This is a genomic window from Streptomyces inhibens (assembly GCF_003389455.1).
GTDB classification, from domain to species: Bacteria; Actinomycetota; Actinomycetes; order Streptomycetales; family Streptomycetaceae; genus Streptomyces; species Streptomyces inhibens.
Genome location: NZ_QUAC01000483.1, coordinates 1 through 21,366 on the forward strand (window position 1 = coordinate 1; position 21,366 = coordinate 21,366).

The following is a 21,366-nucleotide window of genomic DNA, read 5'->3' on the forward strand; positions in this document are numbered from 1 at the left end:
GCCCCCGGACATCGTCCGGGGGCGGCGGCCGTTCGGCTGAGACTTATGCTGCCTGCTCGGTCCGGAGGCCGGCCGTCAGCTCGGTCCGGGGCACACCCGGCGCCTCGAAGCCGAAGCTCTGTGCGTAGGCGGAGAGTTCGGCGTGCAGGCAGGCGACAACCGTCTCCGCCCGGCGGAAGCCGTGCTGCTCGCCCGGGAACGTGAGATACGCATGCGGCACCCCGCTGTCCTTCAGCCGCTCCAGGAAGGCCTCCGCCTGGGACGGCAGACAGATCGGGTCGTCGAGGCCCTGCAGAAGCACGAACGGCGCGCGGACGCGGTCGGCCCCGCGCAGCGGGGACACCTCGGCGTACCGTGCCGCGGCCTCCGGCCAGGGGCCGACCAGGCTGTCCAGGTAGCGGGACTCGAAGTCGTGCGTGCCGCGTTCGCTCCACCCCTCCGGGTCCAGGAGCGGGTAGTAGATGCCGGCGACGCAGTACAGCTCCGGCTCGGTGACGAGGGATGCCGCCGCCGTCCAGCCGCCCGCGCTGCCGCCGCGGATACCGAGGCGCTGCGGGTCGGCCAGGCCCTGGGCGACCAGCCCGCGGGCGGCGGTCGCGCAGTCGCGTACGTCGACCACGCCCCACTGACCGCGCAGCCGGTCGCGGTAGCGCCGGCCGAAGCCGGTGGAGCCGCCGTACTGCACGTCGACGACGCCGATGCCGCGGCTGGTGAAGAAGGCGACGGACAGATCGGCTACCAGCTGGCTGCGGGTGGTGGGGCCGCCGTGGGCCTGCACCAGGAAGGGCGGGAGCTCCCCCTCCGGTGCCGTGTGGCCGGAGTGGTGGGGCGGGTACACGTAGGCGTGTACCTCCTCGCCGTCCTCGCCGTGGAAGACGGCGTAGTAGCCCGGCGGGAGGTAGTCCGCGTACGCCGTGTAGGGCGCGCGCAGGACCTCGGCCCCGGACACCGGCTCGTCCCCTTCCGGGTCGATCAGGAGCAGGGTGCGCGGGTGGCGCGGACCCGCGGCGGTCGCCACGAGTCTGCGGCCGTCGGTGGCGAGCACCGCCCACTCGGTGTACTGCTCTGCGCCGTTGAGGTCCCGCAGCGTACCGTCCGCCTCCAGCACCGCGAGCCTGCGTCCGGCGGTGCCGTGGGCCACGAACAGGCGCCCGCCGCCGACGGGGAAGAACCACTGCGCCCCGATGCGCCACAGCGCCTCGCCGAACTCCTCGGCACGCGGGCACAGGGCCCGGCTCATGCCGCCGGGGGTGAGCTCGTGGAGATTCCACCAGCCGTCCTGGTCGCTGAGCAGGTACAGAACGTCCGGCCGGTCCGGGTCCCATTCGACCTGGCTCACGGAGGCGCCGGGCCCGCCCGCCACCACTTGGGCCGTGCCGAGCGCGCCGTCCGGGCCGATCGGTGCGCACATCACGACCGTGCCGTCCCATGGCATGGCCGGGTGGTCCCAGCCGAGCCAGCACACCCGGGTGCCGTCCGGCGACACCTTGGGGCCGGACATGAAGTGGTGGCTCGCCGCGAGCACCCGCACCGCCGCCGGGTCCCGTCCGGCCGTGCCGTCGAGCGGCAGCGCCACCAACTCGCGGCGCACGTCGGCCTGGTGGCTGCCGGTGGCCGCCTCGCGCAGGCACCACACCTCGTCGCCGACCCGCGTGACGTCGCAGTAGCGGGCGCCCTGGGGCACGGCGGGCTCCGGACTGATCGGCTCCGGCGTGCTGCCGGGCCGCATCCGGTACACCCGCTGGTCGGCCCAGTGGGTGAAGACGCAGCCCGCCGCCGGGTCGTCGCCGAGCGGGAGCCAGGGTCGGCCGCCGTACTCGATGACGCGGGTGCGCACGTCCCAGTCGGGGCCGAGCACCTCGCCGACCGTGCCGTCCGGGGTGCGGCGGACGAGTGCGCTGCGGCCGCCCTCGGCGGGCCTCAGCTCGGTCCACCACACCTCGTCGCCGACGAAGGCAACCCATTCGGTCCGCGCCTCGCCCGCCGCCGCGGCGGCCGCGGTGACCGGGGAGGCCCAGCTGCCGTACGGTGCGCGCGGTGTCTCCTGTCCGGGCCGCAGCGTCGGCCCGGACAGCCCGCGGTCAGTCACGGCTGGTTCCGTACGCCGTGGTGTCGCCGCGCAGCGCCTCGCTGGGGCGGCCGTCGACGCCGACCGGTACGGGGGCGACGACGGTGAGGCGCTCGCCGTGACGGTACTTGTTGCCGTAGTCGTAGATCGCGTAGTGCGCCGTGGCCTGGTTGTCCCAGATGGCGATGTCGCCGACCCGCCACTGCCAGCGGAAGGTCTGCTCGGGCCGGGTCAGGTATCTCTGCAGCAGCCGGATGATGTCGCGGGACGCCTCGGGGCCGTAGCCCACGACCCGGCGGGCGAAGCCGCCGAGCAGCAGCGACCGTTCACCGGTCTCCGTGTGCACGCGGACCGCGGGGTGCTCCGCCTCGTAAGGGGTGGCGATGTAGTGGCCGCGTTCGATGACGGTGTCGTCGGTGAAGTCGCAGTCGTTGCTGTGCACGATCCGCAGCCGGTCGGCGAAGTCGCGCAGCTCGGGCGGCATCCTCTGGTACGCACTCGCGGCGTTGGCCCAGAAGACGGTGTCCCCGCCGACCGGCGGGATCACATTGCTGTGCAGGAACGCGAAGGCCGGCGGGCGTTCGATGAAGGTGAGATCGGTGTGCCAGTGGCTGGCGCGGGTGCCCTGCTTGGAGTCCATCTCGCGCAGGTTCGGTCGGCCTTCGGGGGCGCTGTAGATCGGGTGCCCGAGGGGCAGCTTGCCGAAGCGCCCGGCGAAGGCGGCCTGGGCGTCGTAGGCGAGGTCCTGGTCGCGAAGGAAGATCACCTTGTGCGTGAGGAGCGCGGCACGGATCTGCGCGACGGTCGCGTCGTCGAGCGGGCCGCTCGCGTCCACGCCGCCGATCTCGGCACCGATGTTCGTGGCGAGCGGCGTGACGGTCACGCCGGTCTGCGGAAGCAGAGTCTCCGTCATGGCTGTTGCCTTTCCGTGGAGTTTCCTGGACCGGGATGTCGCACATCCAGACTTGGCAAGAGATTGCCATTTTTGTGACTAGGCTGGCAATATCGATTGCCGTGCAGCTCCACGAGGCGGCGGGACACGTCTGTCGGGCCGGGGATCCGCAGCCCACGGGGGCGTACGAGGACGCCCCGCCTCACCGCCGCTTCGCGCGGACCGCCGCGTCCACGAGTCACCGGTCAGCAGCACCAGCAAAGGAGTCCTGATGGCATCGCTGAAGCAGTACGAGGCGCCGGCCATATCGCCCGCCGCCCCCCGACCGCCCGGACACGGCGAACCACTGCCCGCCGGACCACTGTCCCCGGTCCACGAACTGGTGCGCCGCTTCGCGCGGGGCACCCCGGCGCGCACGGCCGTACGGAGCGGAACGGACAGCATCGGCTACGGCGAACTCGACGCCTGGGCCGAGCGGATAGCCGCCCGCCTCATCGCCGAGGGCGTCGGGCACGGCGCGCGCGTCGGGGTGCTCGCCGAGCCGTCCACCGCCATGATCGCCGCGGTCCTCGGCATCCTGCGCTGCGGCGCCGCCTACGTGCCCGTGGCCCCCTCGCATCCGGACCGGCGCATCACCGGCATCCTGGCGGACGCCCAGGTGAGCGCCGTCGTAGTCACCGGCACGGGCGGGAAACGCCTGGCCTGCACGGGAGTGCCGGTGATACGGGCGGACAGCCCCGGTGACGAGGCCGGGAGTGCCCCAGGGCCGCCCGCCGCAGCCGTGAGCGAGAGCGACCCCGCGTACCTCATCTACACCTCGGGCAGCACCGGGGAGCCGAAGGGAGTCGTCGTCGACCACGGCCGGCTCGCCGCCTCCACCGCGGCCCGCCGCATGGTCTACCCCGGCGAGCCGGTCTTCCTCCTCGTCTCCCTGCTCGCCTTCGACTCCTCAGTCGCAGGACTGTGGGGAACCCTCACCGCTGGTGGATGCCTGATCGTGGCCTCCGCCGACGAGGTGCGGGACCCCGAGCGCCTGGTCGAGCTGGTCGAGCGGCACGAGGTCACCCACCTGCTGTGCGTGCCCTCCCTGTACAGCGTGCTGCTCGACGCCGCCCGGCGGCTGGGCAGCGACCGGTTGCGCTCCCTGGACACCGTGATCGTGGCGGGCGAGCCGCTTCCGCCCGAACTGGTCACCCGGCACTTCGCCCAGCGCACCGGCCCGACCGCACTGGTCAACGAGTACGGGCCCACCGAGGCGACCGTGTGGGCGAGTTACCACCGCTTCGACGCCCCGGGGCCGGTCTCGATCGGCCGCGCGGTGCCGGGAGCCCGGCTGTACGTCCTGGACGACGCGCTGTGCCCCGTGTCGCCGGGCTGCGAGGGCGAGCTCTACATCGGCGGTGCGGGTGTGACGCGCGGGTACCACGGCAGGCCGGAGGCGACCGCGAAGGCGTTTCTCCGGGATCCGTTCGCCGAGTCGCCCGAGGCGCGCATGTACCGCACGGGTGACCTCGTACGCCAGGAGCCGGACGGCACGCTGGTGTTCCTCGGCCGCCGTGACCACCAGGTCAAGATCCGCGGCCACCGTGTGGAGCTGGGCGCCGTCGAGGCGCAGCTGTGCGAGCTGCCGGGCGTGCGCGAAGCGGCCGTCGTCGTGCACGGCACTGGCAGCGCCCTGGTGGGCTTCGTCCTCGCCCCGGCTCCGGTGGACGCCGCATCCCTCAGGGAGCAGCTAGCCGCACGGCTGCCCGCCGCCATGGTGCCCGCGCGGATCGTGGTGCTCGACCGGTTCCCGCGCACGGTCAACGGCAAGACCGACCGAGCGGCGCTGCGCGAGCGCGCCGACGCGCAGCCGTCCTCGGCGGTGCCGGTCGGCCCGGCCCAGCCGGCCGCAAGCGATCTCACCGCGCAGGTGTCCGCGGCCTGGGCCGAGGTGCTCAAGACCGCGCACGTGCCCGTCGATGTCAACTTCTTCGACGTCGGCGGCCATTCGCTCGCGATATACCAGCTGCGGGAGGCTTTGGAGCGGCACACCGGGCAACGGCCGCCCGTGGTCGCCCTGTTCCAGCACACCACGGTGGCGGCGCAGGCCGCGATGCTCCGCGACGGCGCGGGACAGGCGGCGGACAACGGTCAGGACACGCGGGCGCGCCAGGCTGCGGCTCGCAGGGCCCGGGCGCTGCGGGCGGGCCGCCGGGCCGCGGACCAGCAGGAGGCGTCATGAGCGGCGTTGTCAGCACGCACCCCGCCCGCTGGCTGCAGTGCACGGCCCCCGATCCCGATGCGCGGATCCGCCTCGTCTGCTTCCCGCACGCCGGGGGTTCCGCGGCGTTCTTCCGCAGCTGGGGCACGGACCTGCCCGGGATAGAGGTGCACGCGGTGTGCTACCCGGGACGGGGCCAGCGCATCGACGAGCCGCCGTCGACCGACCTGCGGCAACTCGCCCACGGCGTCGCCGACGCGGTCGCGCAGCTGGCCGACCGGCCCGTGGCCCTGTTTGGGCACAGCATGGGCGCACCCATCGCCCTGGAGACCGCCACGGCGCTGGAGGCCCGGGGCGTCCAGCCGGTCCGCCTGTTCGCATCGGGCTCCCGCAACGCCCCGTACCCGCCAGCCGAGGACTGGCAGAACGCGGACGACGAGGACGACGCGGCCGTGGTCGAACGGCTGCTCACGCTCGGCGGAACCGACCCCGAACTGGCCGCCGACCCGGAGTTCCAGGAGCTGGTCCTGCCTTATGTGCGGGCCGACGGGCAGATGTTCCACTCGTACGTCCCCCGGCCCGGCCTCTCCGCGCAGTGCCCGGTGACGACGATCACGGGGGACATCGACGAGGACGCCGACCTGCGGCCATGGGCGGAGCTGACGCGGGGCGGCCTGCAGGAACACGGGGTGTCGGGCGATCACTTCTATCTGGTGTCCGAGCCTCCCTACGCCCTGCTCCGGGAGGCCCTGACGGCGCCCGCCGCCGTGAGGTGACGTGTCCGTCGGGCGCGTGCGTGGCCGCGTACCGGCCACCGTACGTGCCCGACGGACGCGCCGTACGAGTCAGTGCCCGGCCGTGCGTCTCCGGCCACTTCCGGTGGCGCACGGCGCGCAACCAACCGTGGAGCAGTCGGAGGAGTCCCGATGCCCAAACCGGACCATGTCGACGTCGTCCGAACCCATCCGCCCGTGCACGACGTGGTGGCCGCCGTCAGCCGGGAGCTTCCGGCCCGTACCGCCGTGCGCACCGGAACCGACGCGGTCACCTACCGCGAACTCGACCTGTGGGCGGGGCAGATCGCCCGCCGACTCGCTGCGGCAGGGGTGGGCCGAGGCGACCGCGTGGGCGTGCTCGTCGAACCGTCGCCCGCCCTAGTGGCCGCGATGCTGGGCGTCCTGCGCGCGGGCTGCGCCTACGTTCCCCTCGACCCGTGCGCGCCGCTCGCCTTGTCCCCTGCGGCCTTGCGCTGCGCCGTGCTGCGACGCAGCGGCGCGCGCCGCCTCGCCCGGCTGGGCCTGTCACAACTTCCCACGCTGGCCGTGGAACGCCACGGCACCCTGCCGGAAACGGGAGATGCGGCGGGGAACCGCCGGGAACCCGTGATCCATCGGAGCGCACCGGACGATCCCGCCTGCGTGGCCCGGCCGGGCGGCGTAGGCCTCACGCATGCCCAGCTGTCCGCCGCGACGGCGGTGCGGCGCGCGCTGTGTCCGGGCACGCCGGTCCTGCTCCTGGCCGCGCCACTCACCCGCGACTTCGCCGTGGCCGGACTGTGGGCCACGCTGACCGCCGGGGGACGCCTGATCCTCGCCGGCGAGGAGGAAACGCGTGACCGCGAGGCCGTGGCGGGGCTCGTGGAGCGGCACCGGGTCACCCAGCTGCTGTGCACGCCCGCCCTGTTCGGCGAGGTGCTGGAGGCCTCGGCGGAGTCGGGCGTGCAGCGGCTGCGCACGCTGGATACCGTGACGCTGACCGGAGGACCGCTGCCGCCATCCCTGGCGGAGCGTCATGAGGCCGTGCTGGGCGGTGCAGTGGCGCTCGTCGACGTCAATCCGCCCGCCTTTCCCCGACACGATCGGTACGCCGGGCCGGGGCCGTTGGCCGCCGTCGGCCCGGACGCGCGCGGCCGCTTCGGCCGTCCGGACGCCGTCGTCCGCAGGCTCGCCCTGCCGCTCGCCGGCCCGCAGACGAACACCGTGCCCACGCGGTAGCATCCCGGCGCTGAACCCGAAGGAGCACGTCCTGCATGTCCTCCGTCCCGCCTGAACCCGCCCCTCCCTGTCCACTGCGCCCGATCCGTCCCGACGAGTTCGAGGCGTGGGCGCTGGCCGTCGCCAACAGCTACGGCGAGGACCGGACGGCGTCCCAGCTCGCCGTGGAACGCGGCACGAGCGAACTCGACCGCACCCTCGGCGCGTTCGACGGCGGCGTCCCGGTCGGCGGCGCCGCGCTGTACACCCGGGCCCTCACCGTGCCCGGCGCGGTCGTTCCGACCGCTCGCGTGGTCTGGGTGGGCGTGGCGCCGACCCACCGCCGGCGCGGCATCCTCACCTCGCTCATGCGCCGGCAGCTGACCGATGTCTACGCGGCGGGGCGCGAGCCGATCGCCGTCCTCAACGCCTCCGAGGCGGCGATCTACGAGCGCTTCGGCTACGGCGTCGCCTCGTACCAGGCCGACTACCTGGGCGGCACCCGGGCGATGGGCTTCCGCCCCAGTATGGACCTCGGACGGGGCACCATCCGGCTGGTGCCCCCCCTCCAACGGCCCGGCCGGTCCTGGAGAAGCTCTACGACACCGCCCGCACCCTGGCCGTGGGCCGCATCGACCGGCCGGGCCCCTTCTGGGACGACCGGCTGTACGACGAGGAGCACGCGCGCCACGGGGCGACGGCCTGCGCTTCGCCGTGCACACCGAGCCCGGCGGCGAGGTGAGCGGCTACGCCTCTACCGGCTCAACGGCGGCGGCCACGAGAATCCGGACAGCGCGGTGGAAGTCGGCGAGGTGGGGACCACGACCCGGCCGGCGTACGCAGCCCTGTGGCGCTACCTGATCGACATCGACGTCCACCCGTGGATCCGCCACTGCGGCGCGCCGGGCGAGCCGCTGCTGCACCTGCTGGCCGACATGCGGGCCTGCGCACCACGGTCTCCGACGGCCTGTGGGTGCGTCTGGTCGACGTCGGCCGGGCGCTCGCGGCGCGCCGCTACGCGGCACCCCTGGATGTGGTCCTCGAGGCCGAGGACGCGTTCTGCCCGTGGCACACCGGGCGTTACCGGCTGTCCGCCGACGGCGAGCACGTCTCCTGCGAGCGCACGACGGACCGCCGCGCAGCTCAGGATGACGGCGGCCGAGCTCGGCGCCGCGTACCTGGGGGCACGACGCTGGAAGCACTCGCCCTGGCCGGCTCACCGAGCTGGTCCCGGGCACACTGGCCCGCCGCTCACTCGCCTTCCGGGGCAGCCAGGAGCCGTGGTACTCAGCGGAGTTCTGAGCTCGGGGGGAGGCAGCCGGACGTGTGCGTACGTACGGACACTGCTCGGCGTCGTGCCACCCCGCCGCTGTCCGCACGTACGCACCGTGTCTCCACGCCGCCGGAAGGCCGCCGGTCAGGGGTGTCCGCTCGTGGACCCAGCGGCGACGACCGGCAGGCCACGGTTCCTGGGACGCGGGGCGGCTGAGCTGCCGCCGGACGGCGGCCGACCTCGCCGCACCGGGCAGGCGCGGCATGAACGGTCCCGCCACGAGTAGCGTCAGCGCTGCCGCGTCCAGGGCGGCGAGCGTCGCGAAGGGCACGCCCGGGCCGACGAGGAGGGAGACGAGCACACCGAGCGGCGACCCGGCGCTCCAGACCAGGACCGTGCCCGCCGGTGTCGCACGTGGCCTGATCGCCGTGGCACATCCGACCAGGCACATGAGTACCGCCACCGCCAGCTGCGGCAGCAAAGGGCCGACGGCCAGTCCGGCCTCGGCGACCGCGCCGAGACAGAGTGCCAGGGCGGAGCGCGTGCGAGCGCGGACGCGTCGCGCAAGGCACGCACCGAGCGTCGCCGCGGCCGCGAGCGCCGCGGCGAGCACCGCCCCGAAGGCGTAGCCGCCGGGCATTGGGCCTGCCAGGAGCCGGCTCGCCGGAAGGGCGACGGCCGTGTGTAGGGAGTACAGAAGCCCGGTCGCGTTCACGCTTCGCTGTCCGGCCGGCGTCATCCGTCGCCCCCCTTCCGCTGCCGCACGTCAGAAGAACGTCCGTACGAAATCGATCACGGTCTCGCCGCGGGTCACCGGTATCAGCTGCCATTTGTCGAAGGCCGTGCACGGGTAGGCGAGGCCGATGCCCGCCCAGTCGCCGACGCGGATGTCGTTGCCGGGCGCCAGGCGGATGAAGGCGTGCTGGTCGTTGATCTCCTTGATCACACAGTCGTGCAGCGGGTGGGTCGATCCGTCGTCCCGGCGGACCAGCTGCGGCTCGGGCTGCCAAGCATCGAAGGACAGATCGCGCTTACCGGCCGTGACCAGGGCGAGGCCCGGTTCCGGCCGCGAGGTCACCCGGCCCCAGGCGCGCAGCGCGGGGCGCAGTGAGCTCTCTCCGGCCGTCTCCCGCGAGAACGGCGACATCCAGCGGTAGAACCCGTCGTCGTGGACGATGTAGCAGCCGCTGCGCAGGACCGGCAGCACGGTCAACCCGGCCGGCCACGGCGCGGTGAGCACGTCGGCCACCTGGTCGAAGAAGCAGCTGCCGCCGGCCGTCACGATGACCGTGTCGGTCTCGAACAGACCATCCTGATGGATGAGTTCCGTTACCTCGCGCATCCGGCGCAGGAAGGAGTCGATCACTTCGAGGCTGTACGGCGAGGGGTCGTTGACCAGGACGCCTTCGTATCCCCCGACCCCGACTAGGCGCAGGACCGGGCTTTTCGCCACCGCGCGGGCCGTCGCGAGGGCGTCCGCCACGGTGCGGGCGCCGGCCCGGCCGCCCGTACGGCCGATCTCGACCAGGACGTCGATGGGCCGCGTCGGCGCGGGCCGCAGCGCGGTGAGCGCGTCGTGCATGCGCTGGACGACTTCGGGCGAGTCGGCGAAGCAGCTGAACCGGTAGCCGGGGTCGCGGTCCAGGTCGGTGCTGATCCAGTGCAGGGAGGGGGCGTCGGCGAGTTCGTTGGCGAAGAGCACGTTCGCCACGCCGAAGGCGCGGTAGACCCGCAGCTGCGCGGTGTTGGCCGCGGTGATGCCCCAGGCTCCGGCGTCGAGTTGCCGGGCCCACAGCTGCGGTGCCATGGTGGTCTTGCCGTGCGGCGCGAGCTGGACGCCGCGTTCAGCGCACCATTTGGCCATGGTGGTGGTGTTGTGCTCCAGGGCGTCGGCGTCGATCGTGAGCACGGGCCCCACGAAGCCGTCGTCGAAGACGTTCGGCCGCCGGGCCGCCAGCTCCGCCACGGTGCTGGCCTCCGCCGAGACCGGCAGCCCCTTGAAGCGCCAGTCGATGCGCTCGTCGCCGAGGGCGCGCAACGCGCCCCGGTCGATCCCCTCGTGCGGTGTGGTCACCATGCCTCCTGCCTCGCCCGAGTCCTCGGGCCGAACGTGAAAAGAGAATCGTCAAGTGGAGGTGCGCAGCACGCCATTGCCCGGCGCGGCCGCGCACCGTGGGGCGCCAGTAAGGTGTGGACTCAGCCGATGATCGCCCGCAGTTCCCGGGCGAACACGTCGATGTCCTCGGCGCCGTTGTAGTAATGGGGCGACACGCGCACGGCGTGCTCGACCCCCTCCTGTCGCATGAACAGGGGCGTGTGGCTCCCCTGCGCCACCCACACAGCGACCCCGCGAGCGGAGAGTTCGTCCCGCAGTCGCCTCGCCGGGACGCGGTCGCAGACGAAGGTGACGATGGACGCGTGACGGGTGCCGGGGTCGATGAGCCGGGTGCTCGGCAGTTCCCCGACGGCCGCGCGCACGAAGTCGCGCATCGTCTCCCCGAAGGGCCCGCAGACGGCCGGTGGATGGCGGAGGTGGTGCCGCAGGGCCGCGTCGAGTCCCATGACCGCGGCCGTGGCCCGCTCGGCGTACTCGAATCGCCGTGCGCTGCCGGTGTGCACCTCGTAGGTGTCGTTGGAGGTCATGTCGGCTACGTGCAGATCGTGGAAGGGCGGCCGAGCCGTGGCGCGCAGGCGCGGCCCGATGTAGGCGAAGCCGGTGCCGCGCGGCCCGCACAGGAACTTGCGGCCCGCACCCGTCAGCAGGTCGCAGCCGATGTCCCGTACCGAGACGGGGAGCTGGCCCACCGACTGGCAGGCGTCAACGAGATACAGGCACGGCCAGGGTGCGAGGAGCTGTCCGATCTCCTCGACGGGGTTGACGATGCCACACCCCGAGGGCACGTGCGGGACGGAGACGACGGTCACGTCCTCCCGGATGTTGCTCCGCATCCAGTCCAGATCCAGGTCGCCGCAGGGCAGCAGAGGCACGACCTCGATCCGCACCCCGGTGCGCCGGCGCAGCTCGGTCCACAGGATGAGGCTGCCCGCGTACTCATACGGGGTGATCCAGATCCGGTCCCGTGACGTCACGGACAGGGTCGTCACGGCCGATGTCCACCCGCGCGTGGCGCTGTCGAACAGCGCCAGGTCTTCGACGGGCGCGTCGAGCACGCTGGCGAGGTTTTCGTAGACGCCCTTCTCGAGCGTGTCCGCGTACCGTGTCTCCGTCTCGTACGCGCCGTCCAGCGCTTCTCGGCGCAGGCAGCCGGTCATAGCGTCCACCACGGCGGCCGGCATGAGTCCGGCGCCCGCGGTGTTGAGGTGTATGGGCATGGCGCTCCTCCTCCGTTCCAGGTGTGCGGGTCAGGAGGTCCGGCCCAGGGCGGCGACCTCGGCGAAGGAACCGTCCTCGCCGAGCTGCTGCGGAGCCCCTCCGGCGCGGCGCCACTGGCGGTACTTGGCGGCGTAGCTGAGCAGGGTCTCCTGCTCCCACCGCCCACGGGGCCGGGTCAGGATGCCCGCCCACAGGCCGTCCCAGCGGGCGTAGGCGCTGTCCTGGAGCAGGACGTGGTGGGCGCGCTTCATGTGCCAGAACGGCACACCGGTGTTGAGGTGGTGCACCAGGTGGTAGTTGTCGTGGTGGCGGCCAAGCAGGAACCGCTCGATCGCCCAGCCGTGCCGGTTGCGCGTCATCAGGATCTGCCGGGACTCGCTCTCCGGCAGCGGGTAGTGCTCCGCCAGCTCCGACAGCCAGCCGATGGCGATGGCGGTGGTGAACAGCGGGACGAACCAGAAGAGCAGCAGCTCCAGCAGCCAACCCTGCCAGGCGCACACGGATCCGATCAGGATCCACTGCACCAGCAGCAGCACACGCTCGGTGCGCTGGCGGACCGGCATGGACACCGCGACGTCGTCGGCCTTGAAGAGGATGCGGTCGCGTACGACGTACGTCACGTACGCAGCGGCCCGCAGACCGAGGACGGCGCACGCAATGTTGCGGAGGAAGAACCTGCGGTCGGACTGCGTGTGGTCGTAGATGCCGATACCGACGTGGAAGTTGTAGTCGGGGTCCTTCTCTGGGTCTCCGAGGAACCGGTGGTGGAAGCCTATGTGGGAGTTCCGGTACGGGTTGTACATGTGCAGCACGAGATAGCCGGAGAACACCGTGCCCAGTAGGAGGTTGAGCCGGCCGTTGCGGGCGAGCACCTTGTGCGAGGACTCGTGCAGCAGGTTCACGAAGGCCCGCTGCGTGGACCCGATGAGGACCACCGAGACGGGATAGAACCAGTAGGAGACGCCCACGCACAACCAGACCGAGGCGGCGAGGAGCAGGTAATCACCCAGCAGCGCCAGCGGAGCGTGGTGATTGTCCAGCGTGCACAGCTCTCTGAGCTCCTTGCGTACGCTGCGGTCGAGCCTGCTGAAGTCGAGGGTGCGGAAGTCGTTCCGTACGGTTGTCATCATGTTTCTTCTCCAGGTGCAGGGAAGGCGGCACGGCGCGGACCGAGGCAGAGTGGGCGTGCGACAGCTCGCGGCGTGATGGATCGAACTGGCGGTTGCGCGGGCGCTGTGAACGCAGACAGATCCCGGACCGGGAAGGTCGTCAGGTTGTCCCGCATGCCGCCCTCGCCGATGCTGGCGACGCGTGCCGGCCGGCTTGGCCGACGTACTCGGTGCGGGTGTGCAGCGCTTGTGCGGGGGGCCGGGGCGGTGCCGGCCGGCGTAGTGTTGCGCGCCCGAGGGGGGTATCACATCGCGCGGGATCGCGAACGCCGACGGATCGCGGCAGCGATCCCCCCTCGGCGCGGGAATCAGGTGACCGGGAATCGGGACGCGGGAATGGGGTGGCCGGGAGGCAGCTGCCGTTGCGGAGGCCGAACGCCACGGCCGGTCGTCATCGAGGTCGTGGTTCCGCTGGACGCTGATACCCCGGTGGGTCAGGCCGGGACGCTTCCCCGACGGCTTCGACGGTTCAGGCGGTCGGGCCGGCGAGGATCGCGTCCAGCAGCGGCGCGGCTCCGTAGCGGACCACATCCGTGGCCGGCAGGCCGGTGGCCGCCTCGATCGCGGCGATCTCCTCGCGTGCCCGGTCGTCCGGCAGCCCCGCGGTGATCAGCGAGATGCCCACGATCGGGCAGCGGCCCTTCGGCCACAGCCAGCTCGCTCCCTCCGCGTGCATCTCGATCGCCCGCTCCAGCGACGGCAGCGGGTGGTCCGGCAGGAGCTTGATGGTGGGCCGGCTGAGGTCGTGGCACATGATCAGGGAGTCCGCGCGGCTGCCGTGCATCAGAAACAACGGCCCGCCGGAGCCCCGCGGGTGGTTCAGCGCACCCTGGCCCTCGACCAGGACGAGGTCGCTCTCCTCGACGGCGGCGCACACCTCGTCCTCGATGATCTTGGCGACGTAGTCGACCATGATCGCGTCGATCGACACGCCCCTACCGGTGATCATGGTGCCGATCTGCCCGGTCGCCACGAACGCGGGCGCCAAACCACGGTGTAGCGCCTCCCTCTCGATCTCCAGCATCGTGGTCATTTTGCCGATGCCGCAGTCGGTGCCGACCGCGAGCACCGTGCGCGAGCCGGGGCGGTGCTTCCTGATCTCGAAGACCGGCTTGCCGTCCTCGCGGAGCTCGACGGTGTAGCGCTCCTTCGGCTCCCGGCGGACGTCCCAGATCCGGGCCCCGCTGCGCTCGGCCGCGGCGCTGAACTCCTCGTCCTCGCCCAGCATGGTGTGCAGGCCGTTGATCACGTCGAGGCCCCTGCCGATCACCTCCAGGATCAGCGGCCGCCAACTGGGCGGCAGAATGCCGCCGGTGGGCTCGGTTCCCAGCAGGACCGAGTCCGGCTCGAAGGCCATGGCGGCCGCGATGTCCGCCACGATCGGGATCCCAGCGCCGAGGCCGCCGCCGACGGCCTCCCCGGTGTCCCGGCCAGCGTTGTGGTTGTCGACCACCGCGACCACCCGGTCGGACCGGTACCGCAGAATGCCAGTCAGGGTCTTGGCCGGGCTCGGCGTAATCTCGTCGTCGGCGAGGATGACGATGCGCTTCAGGTGGTCCATTTCAGTGCCCTTCGTCTGGACGTACAGTGATGGTGGTGTGAGCCTTCGCCAGGCGGAGGCAGACGCCGGCGACGGTGGCCGTGCCGAGCGCCAGCCAGTACCAGTCGCCCCCGCCGTGGTGGTAGCAAGCCAGGAAGACGGCTCCGCCGAACAGCGATCCGAGGGCCTCGCCCGTGGTCAGCGAGACACCCTGGAGGTTGGATGAGGTGAGGGGAGAAACGTTGGTGAGGCGGTTGAATGCGATGCTGACCATCGGGGTGTAGAGCATCTCGGCGAACGCGAACACCGCCATGGCTACCGTCGCCCCGACGACGGCGGGCAGGCCGATACCCAGCAGTGCGATCGCGCCGCCGAAGACGATCACCCCGAGGGCGAGCAGGGTGTTCGGCGCCACACCGGCCCGCAGGCCGCGGTTGGCCAGGGCCGTCGCCCCGGACTGGAACAGCACGATGGCGACCGGGGGGCCGCCGAGCAGCACCGCGCGGAGCACCGGTGAGTCGATCGCCAGGCTGACAAACAGCGCGAACGCGGAGTAGAACTGCCCGTAGACGAAGGCTCCGACCACCGTGAACGTGATGGCGCGCACGCACTCCGGATGGCGCAGGGCACGGATCCGTGCGCGGGCTCCGTCGGTGCACCGGATTGTGCTCGGCGGCCGCAGCCTGCCCGGCAGGCCGAGGAGGAGTGTCGCGGCTGCGGCCAGGTAGGCGACGGAGACGAAACCGAGCAGCGGCCGGCCGTCGCCGGAGACGTAGAGCGCGCCGGCGATGAACGGGCCGAGGGCCGCGGCGATGTTGGTGGCAATCTGCATGATCGCGTAGACGATGTTGCGGGCCGGCTCGGCAGCGAGGCTCTCCGCGACCAGCACGCGTACGAGCACACCGTGGACGCTGTTGCCGAATCCGGCCAGGCACAGCGCGAGCAGGGTGGGCACCGGGTGGGTCGTGTACGCCAGAGCGCCGAACCCGGCGGCCGAGCACACCATGCCCGCGGCCATCGTCACGGAGTATGGCAGTCTCGGCAACCAGCGGCTGATCGGTAACGAGGACAGGCCGACGCACAGCAGGAAGGCGAACATGCCGAACCCGGCGGCTGACGCGTTGCCCTTGCCGCCATGCGTCAGCATGACGACCAGCACCGGCAAAAGGGAGAACTTGCCGAACTGGCAGCACAGATAGTTGATGCCGATAGTCCGCCGCAGCGCCGTCTCGCTCAACCGGGGCCCCACGCTGTGCTGTTCGATCAGTTCAGTCATCGGCGGTGCCGTCCGTCCGCTGATAGCCGACGTGCCGGGACAGGTCGTTCTCGCGGCTGAGATTCCGGTCCTCCGGCCGCACGGACGACGGCCCGGCCGGCTTCACGCCGAACTCCAGCCGTGCCGCGCCTGCCGCGGCCCTGGCCGCCGCTTCCTCCGGGGTGCTCCCGGTGGCGATCACGTACCCGGCGCGATCGCCCGACCAGCGCACCGGGCCGATGTGCTGACCAGCCTCGTACAGCACGCGAACCTCCGTCACATCCGGGTCGGCGAGGACCTGCTCCTCCCCGGTCACCGCGACCAGTTCGCCACAGGGGGCGTCAGCGAACTTGATCGCCGACGCGCGCAGGGCCGGCGGGGGCCCGGCCAGGGGTTCGGCCTGCCCCAGCGCCCATGCCACGGTCAGCTCTTCCATGTCCACGCCGTAGGCGAGACGCACCAGTTCGTTGATGCGGTCGCCGCCGCGCCGGCAGTGTCCTTCGACGACCCGCGGACCGTCGCTGGTCAGCTTCACCTCGACGTGGGAGGGCCCGTCGGTCAGACCGACGGCGTCAAGGAAGGTCCCGACCAGCTCGACCACCTCCGCGACGACGGCCTCGTCCAAGGTGGCGGGCACGGTGTGCCCGCCCTCGACGAACCCTTGGCCGATCAGCTTGTCGGTGAGCGCGAGCACGACGTGCCGGCCGGCGAAGGTGAAGCTCTCGACGCTGATCTCGGGCCCGTCCAAGTACTCCTCCATCAGGAACGCACTCGCCCCGGTGCCGGCGAACCGCTTAACGACCGCCTCAACCTCGTCCGGCTCGACCCGGACCACGCCAAAGCTGCCCGTCGCCGCCACCGGCTTGGCCATGAACGGGAAACCCCGCTCGGCACCGAACGCGCGCAGGTCGTCCGCCGTCCGCCCCAGCGCGGCAGCCACGGGACTCAGGCCCCGCTCGGCGAGTCTCGTGCGCATGGCCCACTTGTCAGTGACGATGCGGACCGTCTCCCGACCGGGCCCGCTCAGCCCCAGCCGCTCGTTGAGCGCAGCGAGGGACAGCAGGGCGTGCTCCTGGATGCTCACCACCGCGTCGAACGGCCGGAGCAGGTGCAGATGCGCGACAAGATCGACGAAAGCCGGCTCGGTGTAGTCAGCCAGCAGTGTCACGGCCGTAGCGGCGGCCTCGCCGGGCCGGACACGCTCGGAATGCTGCGCCCACCACACCTCGGCGCCCAGCTTGACTGCCGCGTCAACCATGGACTGCTGGTCGCCAAGGACCAGTACACGAGGCTTCATGGCAAGAACTATGACAGTAACTTGCCCAGCTTGGCAATGCATTGGACGTAAGATTGACAACCCAGAGCGAGGCGCGGTGGGGGTGATGTAGGACCACGTCGGATTTTCTTCGTTGGGCTTTCGTAACAGGAGCCCGCACAACCGAAAGGGGCGGACGGAAGCGAGTGCTGGCGCCACACCCAGCCACGGCACTCAGGACACGCCGAGCGACTGCAGACGACTTCCACGGGCGACCCGGGTCCTCGCCGTTCCGCGTCGGCAACTCGGTGAAAAGCTATCGGCGTTCGGACCGCGCCTCGACGGCATCCGCATATCAAGTCGATGCGCTCGCTGGCGCCCCTGAGGCGAGCGAGCCCACACGCGACCTTGCAGGGCAGCCGCAGCCAGCCTCCGTCAGCGACGGCCCTTCCGGCAGGTGCGGCGCCGAATCCGCTGTGATGCCACCGCCGATCACAACCGCAGCGACGGTCACCACCGTGCCCTCGTCCTGTGCCAGACCAAGGTGGCGCCCTCAGCACAGCCACTCGTGCAGCTCGCTGGCGTGCTCATCGGTGCGCACCAGCGCATTCTGCGCTTGGGGCTGTGCATCAGCCGCTATCCGGCCAACCGTCGCTCCGCGCGGCCGGCCACGGCCACCTCCACCCGAGGTTCCTCGCGTCCAGTAGACCACCGTTCTGCCCCTGCGCACCGCGCATGACTGCCAGGAACACCCGCGAGTGCAGTGTGCTCCAACACCCAGCGCTCATGCACGTGAACAGCTCCTTGCATACGAGGCTTGTGCAGGTCTCCGGCTATGCTGTGGCTTGTCTTGGGCAAGTAGCGAGTTAAGGGCTGTCCCGTAACTGCTGAGCGGTCCGCACGTATCCCGGGGTCTGGCACAGGGGCGATCCGGAAACCAGCGGGTCCGCGGAATCTGAACGCTGGTGTGTGACGAACCCGCGGGTGGCCGTGGCTCCGCGAGGGGAAAGGCGACGGGGGATTTCGCTGGCTGACAGGATGTCGGCTCCAGCAGGGAACGTTTGGCCCGGTGAACCTCCCGCGACCACCACCACATGCCCAGGAGAACAGACCATAGCCGACAAGGACAGGCGTGTATTGAGCCTGGTGAAGGCATTCCTCAAGTCGGGCATCCTCAGCCAGGATGGCCAGACGCAGGAGACCTACACCGGCACCCCGCAAGGAGGCATTCTGTCGCCGCTACTGGCGAACGTCGCCCTGTCGGTCCTGGATGAGCATGTCGCCGGGATGGCCGGTGGTCCGAAGTCAGATCAGAGAGAGCGTGCGAAGCGCAGGCGCCACGGGTTGGCCAACTACCGGCTCATTCGGTACGCGGACGACTTCTTGGTGCTTGTCTCAGGCAACCGCGAACAGGCGGAGGCCGTACGCGCCGAAGTGGCCTCGGTTCTCGCACCGATGGGCTTGACCTTGTCGGCGGAGAAGACACTCATCACGCACATCGACGATGGTTTCGACTTCCTCGGGTGGCGCATCCAGCGTCATATCAAGCGGGGCACAGATAAGCGGTACGTCTACACCTATCCCGCCAGGAAGGCGCTCGACGCCGTCAAGGCAAAGGTGAAGAAGATTTGCCGGAAGAGTAAGAACTTGCCCCTCACCGTTCTACTGCACCAGCTCAACTCAGTGTTGCGGGGATGGTGTGCCTACTTCCGCCCCGGCGTGTCCAAGGCGACGTTCCAGTATCTCGGCCACTTCACGTAGACGAGAGTCTTCATCTGGGCGTGCCGCAAGCACAAAGGAATGCGGCTCAGTGGGTTCCGTCGGGTCTACTGCAACGGCGGACGGCGGCCCGTTACGGAGAGAGGACGGCTGTTCCAAGCCGGTGAGGTCACCACGACTCGCTACAGGTTCAGGGGATACAGCATTCCGACGCCGTGGACGGTCACCGGATGAGATCGGAGGTTGTTGAGATGGGACTTGTGGAGAGCCCGGTGCCTGGAGACGGGCACGCCGGGTTCGGAAGGCGGTCCGGGGAAACCCACCAGCGGCAACGCCGGCAGGGCGCCCCGGGCCGACCTAACAACACCTCCCACCGCAAGGTCCGAGCCCGCGTCGAGCACGCCTTCGCCCGGAGGAAGAGCTGGAAGATCCTTCGCGACTGCCGCCTGAAAGGCGACGGTGTACACCACGCCATGCTTGGTATCGCCCGCCTGCACAACCTCACTCTCACGGGGTGACCAGGCAGAAAGCAGCCTGAAGCACACGTCAGAGATCGTTTACAGGACAGCCCTTAGCCAACCGCTTCCAGGACTTGCTCGTCGTCGGCTCTCTCTTCACACGCCTCCAGTTGTTTGGCGAACTGGTACCAGTCACGCGAGCGGGAGTAGGAAAGTTCTGTAATGATGGACCGCCAACGACGGGGAATCCACTCGATAAGTCGCTGCTGCTGCCGTTTGTTGACGATGCTTGTGGCAAACAGGCGTAACAGGAGCCGCCCCTCCTCGGACATGCGCAGCTGTGGATCTCGCATGAGCGCTTGTGTCGCCCTCTTCTGGTCCAGGCCCCCGATGGCAGCGGTGCTACCACCCTTCGCGGCGCGAGCCTTCTGCGCGGCGTTGAGCTCGGCCCTACGCTGGCGGGGAGGGACCGGATCCTCGTTGCGCCGAAGGCGCTGGCGCACATCACGCACCGTGCCGGGCGATACACCGGCAGCCTGAGCGACCTCCCGCAATGAGGCGTCGGGGTTCTCCGCGAGCAGAGTACTCGCCAGCCTGCGCCCCTCCGCGCTGTTGACCGGGCGGGCCTTGCCATCCCGCCCAATCCGCATGTGCAACTGGGAAACTTCTCCAGTTGCTGGCCGCCGACGAATCGCAGCGACGGTCTTGGCCGCCAGCCCGGTCGCTGCGGCGATCGCGCGATCAGACCACTCCGGGTACGACTTGACGATACGTCCTGCTGCGGCGGTGCGGTCGGACAGGGTCAGCGGCAAGCCATGTTGCACATTGGACTCAACAGCAAGTACAAATGCGTCCTTCTCGCTTCCATCGAAATACTTGACGTCGACTTCATCCTGACCCTGTAACATCGCGGCACGCAGTCGATGAATTCCGTCGATGATCGTCATCGACGAGCGATGCACGATGATTGGAGGAAATTTAGTCTCGGACTGAGCAAGCATGTTAGCGTGCTCTACATTTTCCCCAGCCAGCCGTGGCGAGTCTGCCGCAATCAGCGAAGCAACGGATACACTTTCAATATGCGGATCTAATGACTTACTCGCGCGTGAAGGCTTCGTGGATACGCATTCCGTCATCGTGCACCCTCCCTAGGATGTGAACGAGCTTGCGTCGGGTCATTCAGCCCGAGAAGCCTGGGTATCGGCCGCAAGGCCAGGTTCGGTCTTCCACAAGCGGCCGCTCCAGCCAGGCCTCGAAGCGAACGACGTTGCCCGCACGCGATCGCTGCGCCGTCCTGGCACGGTCTGTCGGAACTTCCAGGGTGACCGCACCGTCAAGCCAATTGCGCCAGTAGGACAGCAGGCGTTCCCTGGCCTTGGGATCGCCGTTCCCGTCCTCGTACACCGGCTCCAGGGGGCCGGTGGCAGGGCGGCGGCCGGTCCTCGCCGGCAGCGCTCGCCCCGTAGGCCGTGGCGAGGTCAGCCAGCAGGATGTCCGTCGACCAGTCGTCGAAAACCGTGTGGTGCACGCTGAGCGCGCACACATGCTCCTCGTCGGCGTTGCGCAGCAACAGCGCGCGCACCAGCGGCCCGGTATCGAGGTTCATCGGCGTCCAGGCAAAGTCACCGATCGCCCCCTCGATATCATTCTCATCGGCGCCGCGCATCGGCCGTACGGTGATGCGTACGTGGCTGTCGTCCACGGTCCAGCGCACGGGGGAGCCGTCGCGGTCCGCACCGAACCGTGAGCGCAGTGCAGCATGGCGGGCGAAGGTCAGATCCAGTGCCGCCTGCAGGGCCCTGAGGTCGAGCGAGCTGCTCAGTCGCAGAGCATGCGTCACGTTGCACTCGGGTGATGCTCCGGTCCACGAGCCACAGACGGCGCTGGGCGGCAGACACGGGCGTCGGCTCGTGCATGGCGATCCCCTTCCCCTTACGTGATGCCAGCCCCGCGTCAGGGCCAGCCGCTCGTGCCCAAAGGGTAGGGACAGCCGTCGACTTGGCACTTCGGCTGCTCAGCCGAATCGGGTGCGTCCGCTGGTTGCGGTCCCATGCCACCGTTCGGCGGGCAGCGTGCCTACGCCACCATGCCTGCCCCTCTTCGGGCAGGGTGTAGATCGGGTCGTAGTACTCGTAGGCGCGGGTGAGTGCCTCGGGCGGCAGGGTCTCCGTGCTGGTGAGGTAGTTCTTGGTCCAGTAGGAGATGCCCCTGGTCCGGTCGTACTGGG

Annotated in this window: 15 protein-coding genes and 2 pseudogenes; 7 read left to right on the plus strand and 10 right to left on the minus strand. The window is 70.5% G+C overall.

Features of this window, described 5'->3' with window-relative positions; translation table 11 throughout:
- Window positions 1-43: 43 nt before the first annotated feature.
- Window positions 44-2,089 carry a prolyl oligopeptidase family serine peptidase gene (locus DY245_RS42660; protein WP_244943616.1) on the minus strand — a complete coding sequence of 682 codons (2,046 nt, stop codon included), beginning with the start codon at window positions 2,087-2,089 and terminating at the stop codon, window positions 44-46.
- A complete protein-coding gene (locus DY245_RS42665) occupies window positions 2,082-2,981 on the minus strand; it encodes a TauD/TfdA dioxygenase family protein (protein WP_128512500.1) in 900 nt (299 codons plus the stop codon). The genes DY245_RS42660 and DY245_RS42665 overlap by 8 nt, the downstream gene beginning before the upstream one ends.
- A gap of 250 nt (window positions 2,982-3,231) precedes the next feature.
- Here DY245_RS42665 and DY245_RS42670 point away from each other — a divergent pair, with 250 nt between their 5' ends.
- The 5 genes and pseudogenes from DY245_RS42670 to DY245_RS47360 all read left to right on the plus strand — a co-directional run bounded on the left by DY245_RS42670 (window position 3,232) and on the right by DY245_RS47360 (window position 8,625).
- Window positions 3,232-5,184: a non-ribosomal peptide synthetase gene (locus DY245_RS42670; protein WP_128512501.1), complete on the plus strand. Its 1,953-nt coding sequence runs from the start codon at window positions 3,232-3,234 to the stop codon at window positions 5,182-5,184.
- A complete protein-coding gene (locus tag DY245_RS42675) occupies window positions 5,181-5,939 on the plus strand; it encodes a thioesterase II family protein (protein ID WP_128512502.1) in 759 nt (252 codons plus the stop codon). Before DY245_RS42670 ends, DY245_RS42675 begins: the two co-directional genes overlap by 4 nt.
- 150 nt (window positions 5,940-6,089) lie before the next feature.
- Window positions 6,090-7,157, plus strand: coding sequence for an AMP-binding protein (locus tag DY245_RS42680; RefSeq protein ID WP_128512503.1), 1,068 nt, complete (start codon window positions 6,090-6,092; stop codon window positions 7,155-7,157).
- A gap of 35 nt (window positions 7,158-7,192) precedes the next feature.
- Window positions 7,193-8,032 (plus strand): annotated as a pseudogene (locus DY245_RS47355) (GNAT family N-acetyltransferase); the annotation flags it as partial.
- Window positions 8,033-8,169: 137 nt separating this feature from the next.
- Window positions 8,170-8,625 carry a sterol carrier protein domain-containing protein gene (locus tag DY245_RS47360; RefSeq protein ID WP_244943620.1) on the plus strand — a complete coding sequence of 152 codons (456 nt, stop codon included), beginning with the start codon at window positions 8,170-8,172 and terminating at the stop codon, window positions 8,623-8,625.
- Between the two features lie 550 nt (window positions 8,626-9,175).
- On the opposite strand, the gene DY245_RS42690 is transcribed toward DY245_RS47360, so the two are convergent.
- From DY245_RS42690 to DY245_RS42715, 6 genes are all read right to left on the minus strand, one after another.
- Entirely contained in the window at window positions 9,176-10,486 is a 1,311-nt protein-coding gene (locus tag DY245_RS42690; protein WP_128512505.1) for an alanine racemase, read from the minus strand.
- Window positions 10,487-10,605: 119 nt separating this feature from the next.
- The gene (locus tag DY245_RS42695) at window positions 10,606-11,742 is read right to left on the minus strand and encodes an aminotransferase class V-fold PLP-dependent enzyme (protein WP_128512506.1); all 1,137 of its coding nucleotides are present in this window, start codon (window positions 11,740-11,742) and stop codon (window positions 10,606-10,608) included.
- Window positions 11,743-11,772: 30 nt separating this feature from the next.
- A complete protein-coding gene (locus DY245_RS42700) occupies window positions 11,773-12,870 on the minus strand; it encodes a fatty acid desaturase family protein (protein WP_220378003.1) in 1,098 nt (365 codons plus the stop codon).
- 511 nt (window positions 12,871-13,381) lie between these two features.
- The gene (locus tag DY245_RS42705) at window positions 13,382-14,473 is read right to left on the minus strand and encodes an N-acetyltransferase DgcN family protein (protein WP_128512508.1); all 1,092 of its coding nucleotides are present in this window, start codon (window positions 14,471-14,473) and stop codon (window positions 13,382-13,384) included.
- 1 nt (window position 14,474) lies between these two features.
- On the minus strand, window positions 14,475-15,728 hold the full coding sequence (locus DY245_RS42710; protein WP_128512509.1) for an MFS transporter: 1,254 nt from the start codon (window positions 15,726-15,728) through the stop codon (window positions 14,475-14,477).
- Entirely contained in the window at window positions 15,721-17,004 is a 1,284-nt protein-coding gene (locus DY245_RS42715; protein WP_181924102.1) for an ATP-grasp domain-containing protein, read from the minus strand. Before DY245_RS42715 ends, DY245_RS42710 begins: the two co-directional genes overlap by 8 nt.
- A gap of 1,104 nt (window positions 17,005-18,108) precedes the next feature.
- On the opposite strand from DY245_RS42715, the gene DY245_RS42720 reads away from it, so the two are divergent.
- On the plus strand, window positions 18,109-18,723 hold the full coding sequence (locus DY245_RS42720; RefSeq protein ID WP_244943621.1) for a reverse transcriptase domain-containing protein: 615 nt from the start codon (window positions 18,109-18,111) through the stop codon (window positions 18,721-18,723).
- A 320-nt stretch (window positions 18,724-19,043) separates the two neighbouring features.
- Window positions 19,044-19,199, plus strand: a pseudogene (locus DY245_RS42725) (transposase); the annotation flags it as partial.
- A 53-nt stretch (window positions 19,200-19,252) separates the two neighbouring features.
- Here DY245_RS42725 and DY245_RS42730 read toward each other — a convergent pair.
- Complete coding sequence (locus DY245_RS42730) at window positions 19,253-20,086, minus strand: ParB/RepB/Spo0J family partition protein (protein ID WP_220378004.1); 834 nt, start codon at window positions 20,084-20,086, stop codon at window positions 19,253-19,255.
- A gap of 386 nt (window positions 20,087-20,472) precedes the next feature.
- Entirely contained in the window at window positions 20,473-21,144 is a 672-nt protein-coding gene (locus tag DY245_RS42735; RefSeq protein ID WP_128512512.1) for a condensation domain-containing protein, read from the minus strand.
- Between the last annotated feature and the right edge of the window lie 222 nt (window positions 21,145-21,366).